Genomic DNA, 20,725 nt, shown 5'->3' with positions numbered 1-20,725 from the left:
GTCGGCCGCTTCATCAATACAACAGTTGCTCAAGCGCGGCGTTGCGACGGCGCGCTGGATGGCCGATCGGTGCCTTGCCCGCCTTCCTTCGGCGGGTCTTCGCGCAATTCGCGCCGCAGGATCTTGCCCACGTTGGTCTTGGGCAATTCTTCGCGAAACACCACCTGCCGAGGTCGCTTGTAGCCGGTGAGTTTGTCGCGGCAAAATTCGAGCACATCCTGCTCGGTCAGTGCCGGATCCTTCTTCACCACGAACACTTTCACGGACTCGCCGGAATGCTCGTCGGGCACGCCGATGGCGGCGCACTCGAGCACGCCGGGATGCGCGGCCACGACTTCCTCAACTTCATTTGGATAGACGTTGAAACCCGACACCAGAATCATGTCCTTCTTGCGGTCGACGATGCGGGTGTAGCCCTTCTCGTCCATCACACCAATATCGCCGGTACGGAAAAAACCATCCGCCGTCATGGCCGCGCGCGTCTCGGCCTCATTGCGCCAATAGCCGAGCATGACCTGCGGACCGCGGATGCCGATCTCGCCCCGCTCCCCGATTGGCAGTGCGTTGCCTGCATCGTCCAGAATCGCCACATCGGTGGACGGCAACGGCAAGCCGATCGCACCTGAATACTCTTTGGCGTCTGTGGGATTGACCACGGCCACGGGCGACGTTTCGGATAGTCCGTAGCCCTCGATCAGCGGTTTGCCGGTGAGCTTGAGCCAGCGCTCGGCCACCGCGCGCTGCACGGCCATGCCGCCCCCCAACGTCAATCGCAGCGGGGTGAAATCGAGCTGAGCAAAGGCACTGTTGTGTGCCAGCGCGTTGAAGAGTGTGTTGACCCCGGGAAAGAGGTTGACCGGCGTTTTCTTCCAGGCTGCAACGAGGGTGGGCAGGTCGCGCGGATTGATGATAAGCAGGTTGCGCATGCCCTTGTGCATGGCATAGAAGCCGCACACCGTGAGCGCGAAGATGTGATACAGCGGCAGCGCGCTGATGATCACCAGTTGCGATTCTCCCGAGCCGCGCAATGCAGGCGCCGCCACCGCTTCGGTTTGCAAGGTGTTGGCGACCAGATTGCGGTGCGACAGCATGGCGCCTTTGGGCGTACCGGTCGTGCCGCCGGTGTACTGCAGCACAGCGATATCTTCCATCGCAATGATGGGCGGCGTAAACGATGCGCGTGCACCGCTTGCCAGCACGGTATTCAATTTGAGCGCGCCGTCGATATGCCATTCGGGGATCATCTTTTTCAGATATTTGGCCCCCAGATTGACCACCATGGATTTGAGGCCACCCAGCAAATCCCCCGGCCCCGTCACCACCACATGCTGCAGGCTGCCGCGATCCGAGACGTCTTGCAGCGTGCGGGCAAAATTCTCAAGCAACACGATCACCGCCGCGCCGCTATCTTTGAGCACACGTTCGAGTTCGACGCTTTTATAAAGCGGATTGACGTTGACGACGACATGACCGGCGCGAAACACACCCAGCAGCGCCACCAGATACGCCGGCACATTGGGCATCATGACGGCCACGCGCGATCCGCGCGGCAGTTGCAGGGATTGCAGCCAGGCCGCAAAGGCGCGCCCGTGCTCGTCGATATGGCGATAGGTCAGGTCGGCACCCATCGCCGTGCATGCCACGCGATCGGCGTGACGCACGCAAGCGCGATCGAGAAGATCGACAAGCGACGCATAGCCGTCGGTGGATATTTCTGCTGGCACCTCAGCCGGGTAGTGCGCGAGCCACGGTCGGTTCATGAGGGTTGTCTCCATTAGCTATTTATGGGTTTGATGATACCCTCAGAAATATTGAATTTCGACCGTCATCCATATGAAACTCATCGAACCGATTTTGTCTTGGCACGCCGAATTGACGGCCATCCGACGCGATTTGCACGCGCATCCCGAGCTGTCTTATGAAGAGTTCCGCACCTCCGATGTGGTGGCTGCGAAACTCACCGAATGGGGCATCGAAGTGCACCGCGGCATGGGCGGCACGGGTGTGGTGGGCGTCATTCGCGGCAAGGGCAACGGCACGCGCGCGGTTGGGTTGCGCGCAGACATGGACGCGCTACCGATGCAGGAGGTCAACACCTTCGCGCACGCAAGCACGATCCCCGGCAAGATGCATGGTTGTGGCCACGACGGCCACACCACGATGCTGTTGGGCGCCGCGCGTTATCTCGCGGAATCGCGCGATTTCGACGGCATCGTCTACGTCATTTTCCAACCCGCTGAAGAAGGCGGCGCGGGGGCCAAGCGCATGGTCGACGATGGCCTGTTCGACACCTTTCCGATGGACGCGGTATTTGGCATGCACAACTGGCCGGGCATGCCTGTGGGCCAGTTTGGATTGACCGATGGCCCGATCATGGCGTCGGCCAACGAGTTCAAGATCACGCTCACCGGGAAGGGCAGCCACGCGGGCATGCCGCATTTGGGTGTGGATCCCGTGATGGCCGTGGTGCAGCTCGCACAATCGATGCAAACCATCGTCACGCGCAACCGCAATCCCGTCGACGCCGCCGTATTGAGCATCACGCAGATTCACACCGGCAGTGCCGACAACGTGGTGCCCAACGATGCCGTCATGCGCGGCACGGTGCGCACATTCACGCTCGAAACGCTGGACCTCATCGAACGCCGGATGCGCGAAATTTCCGAGCACACGGCGGCGGCCATGGGCTGCACGGTCGACTTCCAATTCGACCGCAACTATCCGCCCACCATCAACCATCCCAAGGAAGCCGCGTTCAGTGCCGGCGTACTGCGCGACATCGTCGGCAGCCAGAATGTGAATGCCGCAGTGGACCCCACAATGGGTGCAGAAGATTTCGCGTTCATGCTGCTCTCCAAACCCGGCAGCTATATCTGGCTGGGTGCAGGCTTGGGCGAGCATCGCGATGCTGGCCACGGCATGGGCCCGTGCATGTTGCACAACGGCAGCTACGACTTCAACGACGAGGTCTTGCCGCTGGGCGCCACGTACTGGGTTGAGCTCGCTCGCAAATGGTTGGCCCAACCGGCCTAGTCGTTCAAACACGCCGTCAGAAACCGCGCCGCCGCCCGGCTGGGCGCGCTGGCGTGGGGCACCAGAATGCTCAAGGTGCGTTGCAAGGTGAATGATCCGATGCGCACCACGGCCAATGTGCCGTCCTCGTGCTGCATCGACATCGCCGACACGAAACCGACGCCCAGCCCAGCCCGTACGGCGTGCTTCACGCCCTCCACACCGGCGAGCTCCAGTGCCGCCACCGGAAAGTGTCCGGCATCGGCAAACGCCTGCTCGACCAATCGGCGCACGCCCGAGCCGGGCTCACGCATCACCATCGGTTCGTCGGCCAACGCCGCCAATGGCAAACGGCCGGCACCCGCCAAGGGGTGCGCCGCCCCCACAATCGCCACCACTTCATCCTGCCGCCAGGGGTAGACGGCCGTGTCGGCGGGCAATTGCGGCGGCACTTCACCTTCGATGAACGCCATATCCAGCGTGGGTAACCGCTCGACGATCTCGCGCGTGTTGCCGTCGGACAGATGCACACCAACGGTAGGATGGGCCGCGCGAAACGCCGCCACCAATGCCGGCAGCAGATAGCTCGCGGGTGTGGTGCTCGCGCCCAAGCGCAATGTGCCAGCGATTACGCCCCGCCAGGTATCGCGCAACGCACGCGCTTGCTCGTAGCTCTGGCGAAGCTGCCGCGCCTGCTCGGCCAACCGCTCGCCGGCCTCGGTGAGCGCGATGCCGTGGCCACTGCGGTGGTATAGCGGCTCGCCAAACCACGTCTGCAAGGCGCGCAACTGCCCTGAAACGGCGGGTTGCGACAGATGCAATGCCACGGCCGCCCGGCTGATGTTGCGTTCGTCGGCCACGCGGGCAAAAGTAAGAAGTTGGTCCGGGGTCATGGGCGTGATCCGTTAATAGTCAGCATTACTATCGGATTATCCGATAGTAGCTATCTAAAAATCGGTCTTTTTCGTTTGACGGGGCCGATTTATATTTCCATACGTAATATCAATCGTCTGGATCATTGTGACCGCCCACGCCGCCCCCCTCCCGCCCGCCTGGCGCGACAAGCTCACCGGCATTCTGTTCGTTGCCTTGTTTGCCGCCGCCGTGGTGCAACTCGCCGATTTACCGGCGATCAAGCAATTGGGATTTTCTCCCTTGGTCGTGGGCATCGTGTGCGGGATGCTGTTCGGCAATTTCCTGCGGGGCGACATGCCGGCGGGCTTCAACGCCGGCGTGCACTTCACGGCGCGCCGGGTGTTGCGCGTTGCGGTGGCCCTGTACGGATTGAACGTCAGTCTGCAGCAGATCGCCGCCGTCGGCATGCCGGGGCTCGTCGTCTCCACCACGATCGTGGTCGGCACGCTGGTGATCGGTACCGTCGTGGGCCAACGCTTGCTGGGGCTGGATCGCGATACCGCCATGCTGACGGCCGCCGGCAGCGCGATCTGTGGCGCGGCCGCCGTGCTGGCTTTCGAGCCCACGCTGCGCGCGCAGCCGCACAAAAGCGCGGTCGCCGTGGCTACCGTGGTGCTGTTCGGCACGCTATCGATGTTTCTTTATCCGATTTTCTATCGCGCCGGCTGGCTGGGACTCGACACGCAGGCGCTGGGCATCTATATCGGCGGCACGATTCACGAGGTGGCGCAGGTCGTCGGCGCCGCGAGCAATATCGATCCCGCGACCACCGAGGTGGCGACCATCGTGAAGATGACCCGGGTGGCCTTGCTCGTGCCGGTGCTGCTGGTGCTGGGCATGTGGTTGCGTCAGCGGCAGCGCAAGGAAGGCGGCGCGCAAGCCGCAAGCGCCAAGCTGCCCATTCCCTGGTTCGCGATCGGCTTCCTGGTGTTCGCCATCATCAACTCGTTGAACATCATTCCGGCCGACGTCCTGACCGCCGTGCGCCGCCTGGACGTCTTCGCCCTCACGATGGCTATGACGGCCCTCGGCATGGAAACCCGCTTCGCCAGCATCCGCCAGGCGGGACCCCGTGTGATGGTTCTCGGCCTCATCCTTTACGCCTGGTTGCTCATTGGCGGCTACGCCGTCGTCAAACTGGCGGTTTGAGCGCGCGGGAGACATTTTTTTCCTGCATAATCGACCGGTTATCCGATGGGAGCCGGTTGTGACCGACGCGCGCGCAAAGACTGAAACAACCACACTTCCCGCGGGCAGGATTCCGGTACTGCGCGTGATGCCGCAACCGTCCGACGCCAACATCCATGGCGACGTCTTCGGCGGCTGGATCATGTCCCAGGTCGACATCGCCGGCGCCGTCATCGCGGCCCGCCGCGCGGCCGGCCGCGTGGCCACGGTCGCCGTCAACGCTTTCGTCTTCAAGAAACCCGTATTCGTGGGCGACCTGCTGAGCTTCTACGCCGATATCGAGCGTGTGGGGCGTACGTCCGTCACCGTGTCGGTCGTCGTGTATGCCGAGCGGCATCGCATGGACGCCGAAATCGTCAAGGTGACCGAAGCCTCCGTGACCTACGTCGCTACCGACGAGGCACGGCAAAGCCGCCCTCTTCCGCCTCTCTGAGTCAGGCATTTCGATGATGCACCCCCACGCCGACGACAACCCAGCGGCCGTCAAGCCGCGCCGCCTCGATCCCGAAGACGCCCAGCATGCACTGGGTGAAGTCCAGGAACTCCTGCGCCGCCAGCATCTGGTGGAAGAACTTGTGCACCGGCAGGAAGCCGGCGACGACAAGGCGAAGATCGTCGAGAACCTCGTGCATCGTCAACACGAGGCCGAGCTCAAGGCCATCATCGATGCGTTGCACCCTGCCGATGTCGCGTTCATCCTGGGCTCGCTGCCCAAGGACGAACGCCAGATGGTGTGGGGTCTGGTCGATCCCGAACACGACGGCGATGTGCTGCTCGAAGTCGAAGACTGGGTTCGCGAATCGCTGATCGAGTCGATGGACCGCCAGGATCTGATGGCGGCCACCGGCAACATGGATGCCGACGAGCTGGCCGATCTGGCGCCGGACCTGCCGCCCGACGTGGTGGCCGAGGTACAGAAAGGCCTGACCGACGAAGAGCGCGCGCAACTGCTGGAGGCCATGGGCTATCCGGAAGACAGCGTGGGCGCCATCATGGATTTCGAGATGGTGCGCGTGCGCGAAGACGTCACGCTCGAAGTGGTGTTGCGTTACTTGCGCCGCCTGCAGGAATTGCCCGATCACACCGACCAGATATTCGTGGTCGACCGTCAGGATCGGCTGCAGGGCATTCTCGAAGTGTCGCGGTTGCTGGTGAGCGAACCCGAGACCGACGTGCGCTCGGTGATGAAAACCGATTATCTGGCGCTCAACCCGCTGGATTCCGATGCCGATGCCGCCGGCGCCTTCGAACGGTACGACCTGGTATCCGCGCCGGTGATCGACGATCAATATCGGCTGATCGGCCGCGTGACGATTGCCGACGTCGTGGACGTGATGCGCGAAGACTCGCAAGAGCAGGCGCTGTCGCGTGCCGGTATGGCCGAGGAGGATATTTTTGCACCGGTGATGAGCGCCCTGCGCAACCGCGCGCCGTGGCTGCTGGTCAATCTCTGTACGGCAGCGGTGGCCTCGACCGTGGCCTCGCGCTTCGAGAACACCGTCAGCCAGATCGTGGTGCTCGCATTCCTGATGTCGATCGTGGCCGGTATCGGCGGCAATTCGGGCAATCAGACGATGACGATGATCATCCGCGCCTTGGCCATGGGTCGCATCACCGGCCGAAATCTGTGGCCGCTCGTCAAGCGCGAGATGATGGTGACCTTGCTCGTCGGGCTGTGCGGCAGCCTGGTGGCGGCCATGTTTGCGTGGGTATTTTCGGGATCGATCGCCATCGCGCTGGTGATGATGGCGGCGATGATCTGCAATATGCTGATCGGCGCGTCTTTTGGCGTGATGGTGCCGATGGTGCGGGCGCGATTCGGCAAGGATCCCGCCATCGGATCGTCGGTGCTGCTGACCTTTGCCACCGATTCGCTGGGGTTCTTTATTTTCCTCGGACTGGCAACGATCTTTCTGCTGTAAGGCCGCCGGTGGGTCAGGCCAGTACCAGTGCCGGCGCCCGATCCATCAGCCGGCAGGCAATCGCCGATCGATCAATCGGCCCTGCGGTACGTTCAGTCAGGCCAGCACCGGAGCCAGCGGCGTCACCGGGGTGAGCGGTAGCGGTGCCGCGGAAGGCATCGGCGATGGCACCGATGCTTCCGTCAAACGCCGCACGAGCAATCCCAGCCGTTCGTCGTCGATGCCATGGTCGCGCAGCGCCCGTGCGGTCTGGGTAACGTAATCCAGGCAAGGGCCCGAAGCGCCAACCGCATTGCGGATCGTGGTGAGCAAGGTGTCCTCGGGTAATTCGCCCGCGTAATGACTGCACGCACGGTTCAACAGAAACGCCAACGCGCGCACGGGCGGCGCCTCGCTGCGGCAGCTTGCGGCACCCACCCAGCGCGGCGTGTAGGCGCCCGTGGGCATCTCGCGCTGCCACAAGGTTTCGAACGCTTGGGGCACATCGGCTGCAGCGATGCGAAACGCCACGCCGCGGCAGCAGCCTCCGCGATCGAGGCCAAACACCAAACCTGGGTTATCGGGTGAACCACGGTGGTCGTGCGACCAGAGACACAGAGCCCGGTGAAAACCGCGCACCGTCACCAGGCGCCGCTCCACCCAGGGAAATCCGGGGTGCCAGATCAATGAGCCGTAGGCAAACACCCACAGGTCGTCGGTCCGATTCCAACTTTCGAGGATGCCGTCGACCGTCGTTGATGACGTGCCGCACATCCGTCCGACCGACCCTGTCGGCCCCGCCAAAGACATAGCAAACCTCGAGCTGCTGTCACATTCGCATGCCAGTCATGCAAGGTTTTATCCTACGCCCGCCTGCGGAGAAAAATATTGCAAGACAACAAAATGCTTTGAGGTGTTGCAAAAATGTCATCTCAAAAAGGACGATGGCGCGAAAAAATTTTGCGTGGATCGAGTCGGCGTACTGCCGACCTGCTGCAGACCGGGGTAACGCTGTTCGATACGCCTGCGAATGCGCAGCCCGAAGCGTCCGCAAGGGCCATCCATCCAGGTACGCCAAACCAGTCGTCAACCGCGATGCCGCACGCGGCCTGCCGGTCATACCGCGCAGTCACACACAATCCAACGGTAGCTCCGTGGTGCTTTTGATCACTTCCATGGAAAAGCTGGCGCTCACGTCCAACAGATCCACAGCACCGATCAGGCGGCGATAAAAGCGGTCGTACGCGGCCATGTCTTCCACCACGACCTTGAGCAAGTAATCCACGTCGCCCGCCATGCGGTAAAACTCCACCACATTCGGCAGAGCACTCACCGCGGAGATCAGCGACTGCGTCCACGTGGCATTGTGCTGACTGGTTTTGATGAACACGAACACTGTGAGATTCAAGCCCAGCGCCTTGGGATCGAGCAAGATCGCTTCGCGCGCGATCACGCCGTCGTCCTTCAGCTTTTGGATGCGCCGCCAACAGGGCGTGACGGACAGATTGACCTGCTCGGCGATTTCCGCCACGGAGCAGGTCGCGTTTTTCTGCAGAATGCGCAGAATCTTGATATCGGTCTGGTCCACACGCGCCTCATAAACAACAACAGCAATAGTTTCGCCATCTTGCCCGGTCGCCGAGCCAGCGTAAAGCGCAGCCCAAGCCGGCATCCGGCGCCTGCGATCGTCTTGCCGCGGCCCGTTTGGAATGTTTTTCTAATCGGGGCGCAATCGAGCGCCGCATTGGCAATTTTGTACCTCGGCATCGTCTTTACGATGGAGCCATGACTTCATCCTACGCTCACGCGCATCCCCTGCCGACGCAATCACCCGCACTGCGCACGCTGTGCGACGCCATGCTGGGCGCACGCGGTGATCCCGCTGCCGCGTTCACCGCATTGCCGGCGTTTCGTCTGGCCGATCCGGCTGCACTTCTGGCGGACTTGCCGCAAGCGCTGCGCGCAGGCCGGGCAGAAAGCTATACCCGGCACGTGATCTTCAGCGATCCGCAAGGCGCGTTTACGTTGGTGTACCTGATCTGGCGCCCGGGCCAGCACAGCCCCGTGCACGGCCACCGAACCTGGTGCGGCTACCGCGTGCTGCAAGGCGATCTCACCGAAACCCACTACGGCTGGGATGAGGCCAGCGAGACGGCGGCGGTCTGTGGGGGCAAAGTGCGTCGCGCAGGCGACCACATTGCGGCCAGCCCCGGGTTGGGCCACATCCATCGGTTGGGCAACGAAAGCGATGAAGTCTGCATCTCGCTGCACATGTATGGCGTGCCGCGCGAGGCAATCGCGACGGGCGTGAATCTGCTCGTGACGGTGGCGTAAAGCGCTCAAGCGCAAATCACGCCCGCGTCTAGTCCATACAGCGCCTCCGATACCGCCCTCGATCCGTGCCGCGCGCTCGGCAGATACAACGCCAACTGCGCGGTTTAAAGGCTCAATCTGGCAGAGCGATCCAGCTTCAAAGGTCGCGTATCCAACGTCAAACGTTGCCCATCGACCGCTGAACCATCAGTTCTCGAACGAGATCTTCGAGGCCTTCACGAACGCCGACCACCGATCGAATTCCTGCTTCACATACGCATCAAGTGCCGGGCCATCCGAGCCCACCACTTCGAAGCCGGCATCGGTGAGCTTTTGCTTCACTTCCGGGATCGCCAGCACGGCCTGGAAATCGGCCGTCAGCTTCTTCACGACGGGCTCGGGCGTGCCGGCCGGCGCAAACATGCCGCTCCAGGAATAGGCCACGAAGCCGGGAAAGCCCGATTCGGCCACCGTGGGCACATTGGGCAGGTCGGGTAGACGCTTGTCGCCGGCTACCGCCAACGGCTTGATTTTCCCGGCCTGAATCTGACCGCGCAGCGCGGCATAGCTCAGCCAGGTCATATCGGATTGCCCACCCACCACAGCCTGCACGGCGGGGCCGCCGCCGGAATACGGGACGTGCAGCAGCTCTACGCCGGAAAGCTGCTTGAGCTCCTCGGGCGCCACATGATTGAGCGACCCGACACCGGTGGACGCAAAGTTGTAGCGATTGGGCTTGGCTTGTTTGGCGGCCGCAAGAAACGCCTTCAGATCGTCCCCGGGCACGGACGGATTGGCGCCGATGATGAGCGGAAACCGCACCGTTTGCCCGATGCTCACGAAATCCTTGAAGGTGTCATACGGCAGGTTGCTTTTCACCACCGGGTTCAGCGCGTGGTTATCGAAGCTCACCAGGAGCGTGTTGCCATCCGGTTCGGCCCGTGCCACATGCGAGGTGGCGATCTGGCTGGCGGCACCGGCGCGATTCTCGACCACAACGGGACGGCCGCCCATGCGCTTGGACAATTCGGGTTGAATGATGCGCGCCACGATATCGGTGCTGCCGCCCGGCGGATAAGGCACGACGAGGATCAGCGGACGTTCCTGGGCGGCAAGGGCGGGCGCCGAGAACATCGATGCGCTGGCGGCCAGCGCCGCGCCAACAAGGGCAAAAGTGCGCAGGGGACGCGAGAGAGACATGATGCAAACTTCCTGAAGCGAATACGGGTAAGCCCCATATTATGAATGCCGTGCGGAAAGATCGTCACATGACCGCACCGCAAACGGGGTCTTCCCCAATGCAAGCCCGATGCCGCCACACATCGGCTGTCGCCAGGCCGCCCTTCCGCGCCACATTACTTGTGGCGCCTACCTTTTCGCGGCATCCACCGCCGGTTGTGCGTCGCGCATGGCCTGCTCGACACCGTCCCAACCGCCGCCGAGCGCGGCAATCAACTGCACGCTTGCCGTCAAACGATTGCCGATCAGGTTCAGCGCCGTGCGCTCGTTCGACAGCGCAGTGGCTTGAATCGTGGCCACGCTCAGGTAATCGATCAGGCCGGATTCGTATTGATTGCGTGTGAGCCGTAACGACTCGCGCGACGACGCCAGCGCGCGATTCTGCACCACCTGTTCGCGTTCGAACACGCGCATCTGACCAAGGTAATCCTCGACCTCACCCAACGCCGAGAGCACCGCTTGCCGATACGCCGCCACCTGGCCGTCGTATGACGCCTCGGCTTGCTCGACCTGCGAGGCGCGCAGGCCACCATCGAAAATCGTGGCGGCCAACTGCGGACCCAACGACCAGAAACGCGCGGGCGCCGTCAGCCATTCTGCGAATTGACCGCTGCGAAAGCCGCCGTCGGCCGACAACGTAAGGTTGGGAAACCAAGCGGCCTTCGCCACGCCAATCTGTGCGTTTGCCTGCGCCATACGGCGCTCGGCCGCTGCCACATCGGGACGGCGCTCGAGCAAGGCCGATGGCAACCCGGCGGGGATCTGCGGCACGGCCTGGCCGAAATCGGTGGCGACCAACGTGAAGCGCGATGGCGGCACGCCGATCAACACCGCAATGGCGTGTTCGAACTGCGCCCGTTGCCATTCCAGATCGATGGCTTGCGCGCGCGTGCTCTCCAGCTGCGTCGTCGCAACGGCGATATCCGCCCGGGCCGACAGGCCGGCGTCGTACCGATTGCTGGTCAGCTTGAGTGAGCGTTCGTAGGCCGCAACGGTTTGCGCCAGCAAGCGAGCCTGTTCATCGAGAATGCGCAGTTGGAAGTAGTTTTGCGCCAGCGCCGATTGCGCGCTCAAGCGCGCCGTAGCGAGATCCGACACGCTGGCCTGCACGTTGGCCTGCTGCGATTCGATATTGCGTCGCACGCGGCCCCACACATCGGGCTCCCAGCTCACCGTGCCCGATGCGGTGTATTGGTTACTGGGCCCGCCTCCTGACGAGGTGGTGCCGCCCGACCCCGAGGTGCCGTTGCCACTGCCCGCGCGCGAAAGACTCGCGCCGGTGGTGATCAGGGGAAACAAATCGGACCGCGCGTTGCGCACGAGTGCCAGGGCCTGCCGGTAGTTCGCTTCCGCTTGCGCGACGTTCTGATTGGCGATGTTGAGCTGCGCCATCAGGCCATCGAGCGTGCCGTCCTGGTAGATGCGCCACCATTCGCCGCGAGGGTGGTCGTCGCGCGGTTGCGCCGGCGTCCATCCCGAGGTGTCGACGGCAGCTTCTTTATAGCCTTCGCCCACATCCACCACCGGCGGCACGTAGTCGGGACCCACGGCGCAAGCGCTCAATCCCGCACACACGGCAACCATCACGGCGCGTCGCAACGCGAAACGACCAGGAGAGAACATCGACTTCATAGCGATTCCAACTCGGGATCGTCGCGGCGGCCACGGCGGCCGAAGCGCGTGTGGCCCCACAGGCGCAAACGATCCAGATAAAGATAAATGACGGGGGTGGTGAAGAGCGTGAGCAACTGGCTCAGCACCAAGCCACCCACGATCGTGATCCCCAGGGGCTGGCGGATTTCGGCACCGGCGCCAATGGCCAGCACCAACGGCAACGCACCGAAGATCGCCGCCATCGTGGTCATCATGATCGGCCGGAAGCGCGTGACGCAGGCCTGGAAAATGGCGTCGGAAGGCGACAGTTTCTGATGCCGCTGGGCATCGAGCGCGAAGTCCACCATCATGATGGCGTTCTTCTTCACGATACCAATCAAGAGGAACACACCGATCAGCGCAATCAATGTAAACGGCGTGTTGAGCACTTCCAACGCCAGCAACGCGCCGATACCGGCCGAGGGCAATGTCGACAGAATCGTCAGCGGATGGATGAAGCTCTCGTACAGTATGCCCAGCACGATATACATCGTGACGAGCGCAGCCAGGATCAGCCACGGCTGCTGCGACAAGGTCGTTTGCAAAAGCGCAGCCGTGCCCTGAAAGCCAGCCTGAATCTGATCGGTCGGCAAGGCGATACGCGCGATGGCATTCTCGACCGCAAGGGTGGCCTGCCCCAACGACACGCCCGGCGCGAGGCTGAACGACACCGTGTCGGCCACGAACAAGCCCTGGTGCGATACGCTGAGCGGCGCCGTGCCGACTTCAAATCGGGCAAACGATGCCAGCGGCACACGGTCGCCGTTGGCCGTGATGACGTCGACCAATTTGAGCGACTCGGCGTCTTCGGCAAACCGCTGATCCACGCCCATCACCACATTGTATTGGTTGAGTGGGCCGTACATCGTCGATACCTGCCGCTGGCTGAACGAATTGTTCAACACCGACGAGATCGAGGCCATGCTCACGCCCAGGCGCGTGGCCGCCTCGCGATCGATGACCAGATTGATCTGCGTGCCGCGATCGCTGGTATCGGTGTCCACATCCGTGAGTTCCGGCAGAGCCGCCAGCGCCCGCTGCACCCGCGGCATCCAGGTGCGCAGCACCGGCAGATCGCTCGCCATCAGGGTGTACTGGTATGAACCGCTGCTGTCGCGCCCGCCCACGCGGATATCCTGCTGCGCCACCAGGAACATATTGGCGCCCGCTACATTGGCCATCTGCTTGCGCAGCCGGTTGATCACCGCTTCGGAGGGCACGCCGCGCTCGGACATCGGCTTGAGCTGAATCTGCATGAAGCTGCTGTTGCTGCCGCCGCGTCCGCCCACGAAACCGGTCACGCTTTGCACCGCCGGATCCTTGAGAATCACGCCGCGAAAATACTCGAGCTTGGGCACGGTCGCCTGAAACGACGTACCTTGATCGACGCGGAAAAAGCCGATGAGCTGGCCAGTATCCTGCTCCGGGAAAAAGCCCTTCGAAATCGCGCCATACAGATACACGTTCAAGCCGATCGTGCCCACCAGCACCAGCATCATGGTGACGCCATGACGCAGCGCCCACCGCAACGCGCTTTGATAGCGCAACAGCAGCCAGGCGAAGCCCGACTCCGACCAGCGCATGATGCGGTTGGGCGGCGGCGCGTCGTCGGGCTCGCGCTTGAGCCAGCGCGCGCACAGCATCGGCGTCAAGGTGAGTGACACGATGAGCGAGACCAGCACCGAGGCCGACAACGTCACCGCAAACTCGCGGAACAGTCGTCCCACGATCCCGCCCATCAGCAGAATGGGGATGAACACGGCCACCAGCGACAGGCTCATCGACAGCACGGTAAAGCCCACTTCGCGCGACCCGCGCAAGGCCGCCTCGCGCGGTGGCATGCCGTCTTCGATGTGGCGCATGATGTTCTCGAGCACCACGATGGCGTCGTCGACCACGAAGCCGGTGGCCACGATCAGGGCCATCAGCGAGATGGTGTTGAGCGTATAGCCGCAGAAATACATCACGGTAAACGTGCCGACCAGCGACACCGGTACCGCGATGCTGGGAATGATGGCCGCGCGCCAGCGGCGCAAAAACAGCAACGTGACCAGCACGACCAGGCCGACCGCGATGATGAGCGTGAGTTCGGCTTCGTGCAACAACGCACGAATACTGGGCGTGCGGTCTTGCGCCACCACCATCTGCACGCTGCCGGGCAGCAAGGCGTTGAGCTGCGGCAGTTGGCGCCGCACTTCGTCCACCGTTTCGATAATGTTGGCTGCGGCCTGACGACGCACGATCAGCAAGATGGCCGGCTTGTCGTTCGAGAAGCCCGTCTGGAACAGATCTTCGACCGAGTCTTCGACACGCGCCACGTCTGAGAGACGCACCGGCGCACCATCGCGCCACGCCACGATCAGCGGCCGGTATTGCTCGGCACGATTGAGCTGGTCGCTGGCCAGAATCTGCCAGTGATAATCCTCGTTTTCGAGCACGCCCTTGGGCCGATTGGCATTGGCGCCGGCCAGCGCCTGACGCACTTCGTCCAGCGACACGCCGCGATTGGACAATGCGCCGGGCAGCAGGTTGACTCGCACCGCCGGCAGCGAACTGCCCCCCACCGTCACTTCGCCCACGCCGTTGACCTGCGCCAGGCGCTGCGCGAGGATCGTGGCGGCGATGTCGTAGAGCTGGCCCTGGCTCAAGGTGTCCGAGGTGAGCGCCAGCGTCATGATGGGCGCGGAAGACGGGTTGGCTTTGTTATAGGTGGGATTGCTTTTCAGGCTGGTCGGCAGCAGGCTGCGGGACGCATTGATGGCGGCCTGCACATCGCGCGCCGCGCCATCGATATCGCGACTGAGATCGAACTGCAAGGTGATGCGCGTGGAACCCTGCGTGCTGCGCGACGTCATCTCGGTCACGCCGGCAATGCTGCCCAGCGCACGCTCGAGCGGCGTGGCCACGCTGGACGCCATGGTTTCGGGACTGGCCCCCGGCAGACTCGCCGATACCGAGATGGTTGGAATATCCACCTGCGGCAGCGGCGCCACGGGCAGCAGCACGAACGACAGAATGCCCACCAGCACCACGGCCAGTGACAACAGCGTCGTGGCCACCGGGCGGTTGATGAAGGGCGCGGACAAGTTCACGCCGGGCGCTCCGTGGGCGGTGCGGGCGGGTGATCGCCAGGCGTGACGTGGCCGTCATGCGACACCGTAGCCGCGGGCTTCTTGCCCCGGCGCGACAGGCGATCGAACATCAGATAGATCACCGGCGTAGTGAAGATGGTAAGCAGTTGGCTGAACAGCAAGCCGCCCACCATCACCAACCCCAGCGGCTGACGCAATTCGGCACCCGTGCCGGTGGACAGCATCAGCGGCACGGCACCGAAGAGCGCCGCCAGCGTGGTCATCAGAATGGGCCTGAAGCGCAACAGTGCCGCTTCGTGAATGGCTGCGAGCGGCGCCAACCCGCGCGTACGCTCGGCATCCAAAGCGAAGTCGATCATCATGATCGCGTTCTTCTTGACGATGCCGATGAGCAGGATGATGCCGATGATCCCGATCATGTCGAGTTCGGTACCGCTGATCAAGAGCGCCAGCAACGCCCCCACCCCGGCCGACGGCAATGTCGACAGAATCGTGATGGGATGGATATAGCTTTCGTACAGTACGCCCAGCACGATATACATCGTGACGATGGCGGCAAGGATCAGCAGCAACGTGCTCGACAGCGACGACTGGAAGGCTTGCGCCGCACCCTGGAAGCGCGTTTCGACGCCGCTCGGCATGCCGATATCGATCTCGGCCTGCTTGATCGATTCGACCGCATCCGAGAGCGACGCCCCCGGCGCCAGATTGAACGACACCGTGACCATCGGGAACTGATCGAGCCGGTTGATCGCCAGCACCGTGCGCCGCTCGGAAATCGTGGCGATGCTGGCCAGCGGCACCAATGTGCTGTTTGTGGTGGGCACGTAGATGCGCGCCAGGGCCGACGGATCCTGGCGGAACTGCGGCGCCACTTCGAGCACCACGCGATACTGATTCGATTGGGTGAAGATCGTCGAAATCAGGCGTTGACCGAATGCGTCATAAAGCGCCTCATCCACGGCCGATGCGCTGATGCCCAATCGCGAGGCCGCGTCGCGATCGATGTCGACGTACGTTTGCAGGCCTTCGTCCTGCAGATCGTGCGCCACGTCCGCCAAACCGGGCGTCTCGCTCAACTTGTCCACCAGCTTGGGCGCCCACTGGCTGAGCACCGAGAGATCAGGATTGGACAAGGTGAGCTGATACTGCGTGCGGCTCACCCGATCCTCGATGGTGAGATCCTGCACCGGCTGCATATATACCGTGAGCCCGGTCCGGTCGCCCAATCGGTCCTGCAGCCGCGCCATCACGGTGGCCACCGAATCGCTGCGTGCATCGCCAGACTTGAGCGCAATCTGCATCCGGCCGGCCGCGATGGTGGCATTGCTGCCGTCCACGCCGATGAACGACGACACCGCAGCGACAGCGGGGTCTTCCATGATGATGCCGGCGGCTTCGCGCTGGCGCGTGGCCATACCGGCAAACGAAATCGATTGCGGGCCTTGCGTGATCGCCTGGATCAGCCCCGTATCCTGCTGCGGAAAGAAACCCTTGGGCACCAGCGCGTACAGCACCACAGTGAGCGCAAACGTGCCCAACGCCACCAGCAATGTGAGCTTGCGGTGCGCCAGCACCTTGACCAGAATGCGGTCGTAGACGGCGACCAGCCGATCGATGCAGCGGCCGGTGAACTGGTGGAAGCGGTTGTGCTTCTGCTCCGATTCGGGCTTGAGCATGCGCGCGCACATCATCGGTGTGAGCGTGAGCGACACCACCAGCGAGAAAAGAATCGCCACGGCGAGGGTGACCGCAAACTCGCGGAACAACCGCCCCACCACTTCGGTCATGAACAGCAGCGGGATCAACACCGCGATCAGCGACAGCGTGAGCGATATGAGCGTGAAGCCGATCTGGGACGCGCCTTTCAGCGCGGCCTGCATGGGCGTTTCGCCCTCCTCGATATGCCGCGCGATGTTCTCGATCATCACGATGGCGTCATCCACCACGAAACCGGTCGCGATCGTCAAGGCCATCAACGTCAGGTTGTTGATGCTGAATCCGGCCAGGTACATGATGCCGAACGTGCCGATCAACGAGAGCGGCACCACCACGCTGGGGATCAACGTGGCGGTAAAACTGCGCAGGAAGATGAAGGTCACCATCACCACCAGCGCGATGGCCAGCAGCAACTCGAAGCGCACATGCGCCACCGATTCGCGGATCGTCAGCGTGCGATCAGTGACGGTCGACACATCGAGCGTGGCCGGCAACGCTTGCTTGAGCGCCGGCAGCAACGCATAGATGCGGTCCACCACATCGATCACGTTGGCGCCGGGCTGGCGCTGGATATTGAGCAGAATCGCCGGCTCTTTGCCGGCCCAGGCGGCCTGGCGGATATCTTCGGCGCCCTGCACGGCCAAGCCCACATCCTTCAAGCGTATCGGGGCGCCGTCCTTGTAGGAGATGATGAGATCGTTGTAGTCGGTGGGCGAGCGCAATTGGTCGTTCGCATTGATCGTGGTCGAGCGTTGCGGCCCGTCCAGATTGCCCTTCGGCTGATTGACGTTGGCGCCCACGATCGCCGTGCGCAGATCGGCCAGGCTCAAGCCGTTATTGGCCAACGCGGTGGGATTGACCTGCAGCCGTACGGCCGGCCGTTGGCCGCCGGCCACGCTCACCAAACCCACACCGGGAATTTGCGAGAGCTTTTGCGCCACGCGCGAATCGACCAGATCGCGCACCTGCGGCAGCGGCATGGTCGGCGACGAAATGGCCAGCGTCAGCACCGGCGCGTCGGCCGGGTTGACCTTGTTGTAGATCGGCGGCACCGGCAGATCGGACGGCAACAGATTGGAGGCCGCGTTAATGGCCGCCTGTACCTCCTGCTCGGCCACGTCCAGGCTCACTTCCAGCGTGAACTTCAGCGTGATCACCGAGGCCCCGCCTGAACTGGACGACGCCATCTGCGCCAGACCCGGCATCTGCCCGAAGCGCCGTTCGAGCGGCGCAGTCACGAGCGTGGTCATCACATCGGGGCTCGCGCCCGGATAGAGCGTGACCACCTGAATCGTGGGGTAGTCGACTTCCGGCAACGCGGCGACCGGCAGGAACCGGTAGGCGATCAGGCCGGCGATCAGGATCGCCAACATCGACAGCGTCGTGGCGACCGGCCGCAGGATGAAGAGGCGTGACGGGCTCAAGGCGCGGGGTTCCGGCGGCGCTGCGTGGTACTGCCATCGGCGCCCGGCGGCGTGCCGCCGCCCAACGCGTTGCCGGTGGCGGCCGGGATCGCGGCGGCCGCGTCGGTCATCACCTGCACCTTGCTCTCATTGCGCAAGCGGTCGGTGCCTTCGGTGACCACCACTTCGCCCACATTGAGTCCTTTGTTGACCGCGACCATATCGTTGTAGATCGGACCCAGCTCGACCGTGCGCACTTCGATCGTATTGTCCGCCTTGACCACAAAAACGAACGCGCCGGTCGCGCCCTGCTGCACGGCTACTGTCGGGATCGCGGTGGCGTTCTCGCGCGTCTGCACGAGCAATCGCATATTGACGAACTGGTTGGGGAACAGGCTTTCGTCGGCGTTTTCGAAACGCGCCTTGAGCTTCACGGTACCTGTGGCGACGTCGATCTGGTTATCCAGCGTCTCCAGCGTGCCGGAGGCCACCTTGCGCGTATTGGCGCGATCGTAGGCGTCCACGAGCAGCGTGGCACCGCTGCGCAGTTGCTTGAGTACCTCGGGCAACTGCGTTTCGGGGATGGTGAACATCACCGCGATCGGCTGGGTTTGCGTGATGACGACCAGGCCCGCCGTATCCGAACTGGCGATCAGGTTGCCGACGTCGACCTGACGCAACCCGAGACGCCCGGAGATCGGCGCGGTAATGCGTGCGTAGTCGAGCTGTAGCTTGGCGCTGTTGACCGCTGCCTGATCGCTCTTGAGCGTGCCTTCATACTGGCGCACCAAGGCAAGCTGCGTATCCACCTGCTGGCGGGCGATCGAATCCTGCTTGAAGAGGGTTTGGTAGCGCTGCAGATCGCGGCGGGCGTTTTCGAGCTGGGCCACGTTTTGCTGCTGCGTGCCCTGCGCCTGGGCCAGCGCCACCTCAAAGGCACGCGGATCGATCTGCGCCAGCAAGTCGCCGGCTTTCACCCGCTGCCCCTCATCGAAGGCCACTTTCACCAGTTCACCGCCCACCCGGCTGCGCACGGTGACGGTGTTGTAGGCAGTGACCGTGCCGAGCGATTGCAGGTAGATGGGCATGTCCTGCGCCCGCGCCGTGGCCGCCTTCACCGGGATGGGCATGTTCATGCCCATCGCCCCCGGCGGTCCGCCGCGCATGCCCGGCCGCCCCCCAGGTGCTGTCGTGGCCGCCGGCTTCATCAGGAACCAGACCACCCCGGCTGCAACGAGCAGCAGGACGATCAGGCCTGCGATGCGCGTGCGCGTCCAACGGGAACGCGGCGGCGAGGAGTGGGGCTGTGACATGTTACGAAGATCCGGCGGGCCTATACGAAGCCGCTATTGTGTACGAGCCGGGGGCCGAATGAAATTCCAACGATTGCAGTTGAAATCGTCCGCAACAGAAAAATCGCTGAAAATTGAATGCGTTGGCGGATTTTGGCGCAAAAATGTGTGATCAGGCGTTACACAAGGCCATCGTAAACCCGACATCGCCCGTGATCGGCTGGGGTTTCAGCTCACCGTCCTGGGTGGAAAAGCGGATCCACACCATGTACTTATTGGCGCTGATCTCCGGGAAGGCCCCCTGCGCCGGATCGATCCACACGCGGCACAGTTGGTAGGTCTTGCCGCCCAGCATCTGTTGGTAGGCGCCCTGATCGGAACGTGCCTCGGCCTTGTCGCCCGATTCGCGCACCAGCCGCAGCGCAATGCGCAAGCCTTCGTGCATCGGCAGCAACGGCTGAATCCAGCGCTCGAGATCTTCGTGCCGCCCGGCTTCCGACTTGTGCTGCCAAGCGTGATACGACGGCATATCGACCTGGCTCGCGCCGCCGGGCACCGCCAATCGGCCCCGCAAACTGTTCAGCCACTCGTTTTCGCGCAGCGCCTGCCCGGTTTTGCCGGCGGCGCTCAATGCGGCGGCGACCTGCTCCATCTCACGCAACATGCTCTCGAGTGCGTCCTGCTCCACCCGCGGGTGGCCGCGCAGATTGGTGAGCGAGATGCGCTGGCGCTCGACATCCTGCAGCACCGATGCCTTGATCTCCGTGCGCTCGCTGGCGTCAAGGATATCGAACAAGGTGGTGATGGCGATCTGATGCTGGCGCAGATTATCGCCGCGCGCGAAGTAGAAAAGCCGATCGAACAGGTACTCGAGCCGAAGATAGGCCCGGATACGTTCATTAAAGGGATATTCGTAAAGAATCACGTTTGCTGTTCACCTTTCGCTAACCCATTCCGCTTTACCGGAGGGCGTGTGTGCCTTCCAGTGGCCGTCCGAC

15 protein-coding genes are annotated in these 20,725 nt (G+C 63.1%); 5 read left to right on the top strand and 10 right to left on the bottom strand.

Translation table 11 applies throughout. The features are described from left to right. Positions 1-29 precede the first annotated feature (29 nt). Positions 30-1,760, bottom strand: a complete 1,731-nt coding sequence (locus EYW45_RS15100; protein ID WP_161136197.1) for an AMP-binding protein — start codon at positions 1,758-1,760, stop codon at positions 30-32. A gap of 73 nt (positions 1,761-1,833) precedes the next feature. Here EYW45_RS15100 and EYW45_RS15095 point away from each other — a divergent pair, with 73 nt between their 5' ends. Then, positions 1,834-3,033 (top strand): M20 aminoacylase family protein, encoded by a 1,200-nt coding sequence (locus EYW45_RS15095; RefSeq protein ID WP_161136196.1) that lies wholly within the window; start codon positions 1,834-1,836, stop codon positions 3,031-3,033. Here EYW45_RS15095 and EYW45_RS15090 read toward each other — a convergent pair. Beyond that, entirely contained in the window at positions 3,030-3,905 is an 876-nt protein-coding gene (locus EYW45_RS15090) for a LysR family transcriptional regulator (protein WP_161136195.1), read from the bottom strand. The genes EYW45_RS15095 and EYW45_RS15090 overlap by 4 nt on opposite strands. A 127-nt stretch (positions 3,906-4,032) precedes the next feature. Here EYW45_RS15090 and EYW45_RS15085 point away from each other — a divergent pair, with 127 nt between their 5' ends. The 3 genes from EYW45_RS15085 (at position 4,033) to mgtE (ending at position 7,037) form a co-directional block, all read left to right on the top strand. Then, a complete protein-coding gene (locus tag EYW45_RS15085; RefSeq protein ID WP_161136194.1) occupies positions 4,033-5,076 on the top strand; it encodes a YeiH family protein in 1,044 nt (347 codons plus the stop codon). Between the two features lie 127 nt (positions 5,077-5,203). Beyond that, positions 5,204-5,548, top strand: coding sequence for an acyl-CoA thioesterase (locus EYW45_RS15080; RefSeq protein ID WP_161136281.1), 345 nt, complete (start codon positions 5,204-5,206; stop codon positions 5,546-5,548). 16 nt (positions 5,549-5,564) lie between these two features. After that, positions 5,565-7,037 (top strand): magnesium transporter, encoded by a 1,473-nt coding sequence (gene mgtE / locus EYW45_RS15075; RefSeq protein WP_161136280.1) that lies wholly within the window; start codon positions 5,565-5,567, stop codon positions 7,035-7,037. Between the two features lie 96 nt (positions 7,038-7,133). On the opposite strand, the gene EYW45_RS15070 is transcribed toward mgtE, so the two are convergent. Then, entirely contained in the window at positions 7,134-7,826 is a 693-nt protein-coding gene (locus tag EYW45_RS15070) for a gamma-glutamylcyclotransferase (protein WP_161136193.1), read from the bottom strand. Positions 7,827-8,145: 319 nt separating this feature from the next. Continuing rightward, on the bottom strand, positions 8,146-8,604 hold the full coding sequence (locus tag EYW45_RS15065; protein ID WP_161136192.1) for an Lrp/AsnC family transcriptional regulator: 459 nt from the start codon (positions 8,602-8,604) through the stop codon (positions 8,146-8,148). A 197-nt stretch (positions 8,605-8,801) separates the two neighbouring features. Here EYW45_RS15065 and EYW45_RS15060 point away from each other — a divergent pair, with 197 nt between their 5' ends. Next, positions 8,802-9,350 (top strand): cysteine dioxygenase family protein, encoded by a 549-nt coding sequence (locus EYW45_RS15060; RefSeq protein ID WP_161136191.1) that lies wholly within the window; start codon positions 8,802-8,804, stop codon positions 9,348-9,350. 186 nt (positions 9,351-9,536) lie between these two features. Here the strand turns inward: EYW45_RS15060 and EYW45_RS15055 are convergent, their stop codons facing one another. From EYW45_RS15055 to zapD, 6 genes are all read right to left on the bottom strand, one after another. After that, on the bottom strand, positions 9,537-10,529 hold the full coding sequence (locus EYW45_RS15055; protein ID WP_161136190.1) for a Bug family tripartite tricarboxylate transporter substrate binding protein: 993 nt from the start codon (positions 10,527-10,529) through the stop codon (positions 9,537-9,539). A 168-nt stretch (positions 10,530-10,697) separates the two neighbouring features. After that, entirely contained in the window at positions 10,698-12,200 is a 1,503-nt protein-coding gene (locus EYW45_RS15050; RefSeq protein WP_235939041.1) for an efflux transporter outer membrane subunit, read from the bottom strand. Next, positions 12,197-15,313, bottom strand: coding sequence for a multidrug efflux RND transporter permease subunit (locus tag EYW45_RS15045; protein WP_161136189.1), 3,117 nt, complete (start codon positions 15,311-15,313; stop codon positions 12,197-12,199). Before EYW45_RS15045 ends, EYW45_RS15050 begins: the two co-directional genes overlap by 4 nt. After that, positions 15,310-18,456: an MdtB/MuxB family multidrug efflux RND transporter permease subunit gene (locus EYW45_RS15040; protein WP_161136188.1), complete on the bottom strand. Its 3,147-nt coding sequence runs from the start codon at positions 18,454-18,456 to the stop codon at positions 15,310-15,312. Before EYW45_RS15040 ends, EYW45_RS15045 begins: the two co-directional genes overlap by 4 nt. Beyond that, on the bottom strand, positions 18,453-19,748 hold the full coding sequence (locus EYW45_RS15035) for an MdtA/MuxA family multidrug efflux RND transporter periplasmic adaptor subunit (RefSeq protein WP_161136187.1): 1,296 nt from the start codon (positions 19,746-19,748) through the stop codon (positions 18,453-18,455). Before EYW45_RS15035 ends, EYW45_RS15040 begins: the two co-directional genes overlap by 4 nt. 151 nt (positions 19,749-19,899) lie before the next feature. Beyond that, complete coding sequence (zapD, locus tag EYW45_RS15030; RefSeq protein WP_161136186.1) at positions 19,900-20,652, bottom strand: cell division protein ZapD; 753 nt, start codon at positions 20,650-20,652, stop codon at positions 19,900-19,902. Positions 20,653-20,725 lie beyond the last annotated feature (73 nt).

It is taken from the genome of Schauerella aestuarii (assembly GCF_009866805.1).
In the GTDB taxonomy this organism is placed as follows: Bacteria; Pseudomonadota; Gammaproteobacteria; order Burkholderiales; family Burkholderiaceae_B; genus Schauerella; species Schauerella aestuarii.
The sequence above is the reverse complement of the archived record's forward strand: the minus strand, read 5'-3'. Positions and strand labels throughout refer to the sequence as shown.

Excerpts from the sequence above, each read along its gene's own strand:
- EYW45_RS15060 (WP_161136191.1), top strand. The coding sequence starts at position 8,802 with ATGACTTCATCCTACGCTCACGCGCATCCCCTGCCGACGCAATCACCC.
- EYW45_RS15035 (WP_161136187.1), bottom strand. The coding sequence starts at position 19,748 with ATGTCACAGCCCCACTCCTCGCCGCCGCGTTCCCGTTGGACGCGCACG.
- EYW45_RS15090 (WP_161136195.1), bottom strand. The coding sequence starts at position 3,905 with ATGACCCCGGACCAACTTCTTACTTTTGCCCGCGTGGCCGACGAACGC.
- mgtE (WP_161136280.1), top strand. The coding sequence starts at position 5,565 with ATGCACCCCCACGCCGACGACAACCCAGCGGCCGTCAAGCCGCGCCGC.
- EYW45_RS15050 (WP_235939041.1), bottom strand. The coding sequence starts at position 12,200 with ATGAAGTCGATGTTCTCTCCTGGTCGTTTCGCGTTGCGACGCGCCGTG.
- EYW45_RS15100 (WP_161136197.1), bottom strand. The coding sequence starts at position 1,760 with ATGAACCGACCGTGGCTCGCGCACTACCCGGCTGAGGTGCCAGCAGAA.
- EYW45_RS15055 (WP_161136190.1), bottom strand. The coding sequence starts at position 10,529 with ATGTCTCTCTCGCGTCCCCTGCGCACTTTTGCCCTTGTTGGCGCGGCG.
- EYW45_RS15070 (WP_161136193.1), bottom strand. The coding sequence starts at position 7,826 with ATGTCTTTGGCGGGGCCGACAGGGTCGGTCGGACGGATGTGCGGCACG.
- EYW45_RS15080 (WP_161136281.1), top strand. The coding sequence starts at position 5,204 with ATGCCGCAACCGTCCGACGCCAACATCCATGGCGACGTCTTCGGCGGC.
- EYW45_RS15095 (WP_161136196.1), top strand. The coding sequence starts at position 1,834 with ATGAAACTCATCGAACCGATTTTGTCTTGGCACGCCGAATTGACGGCC.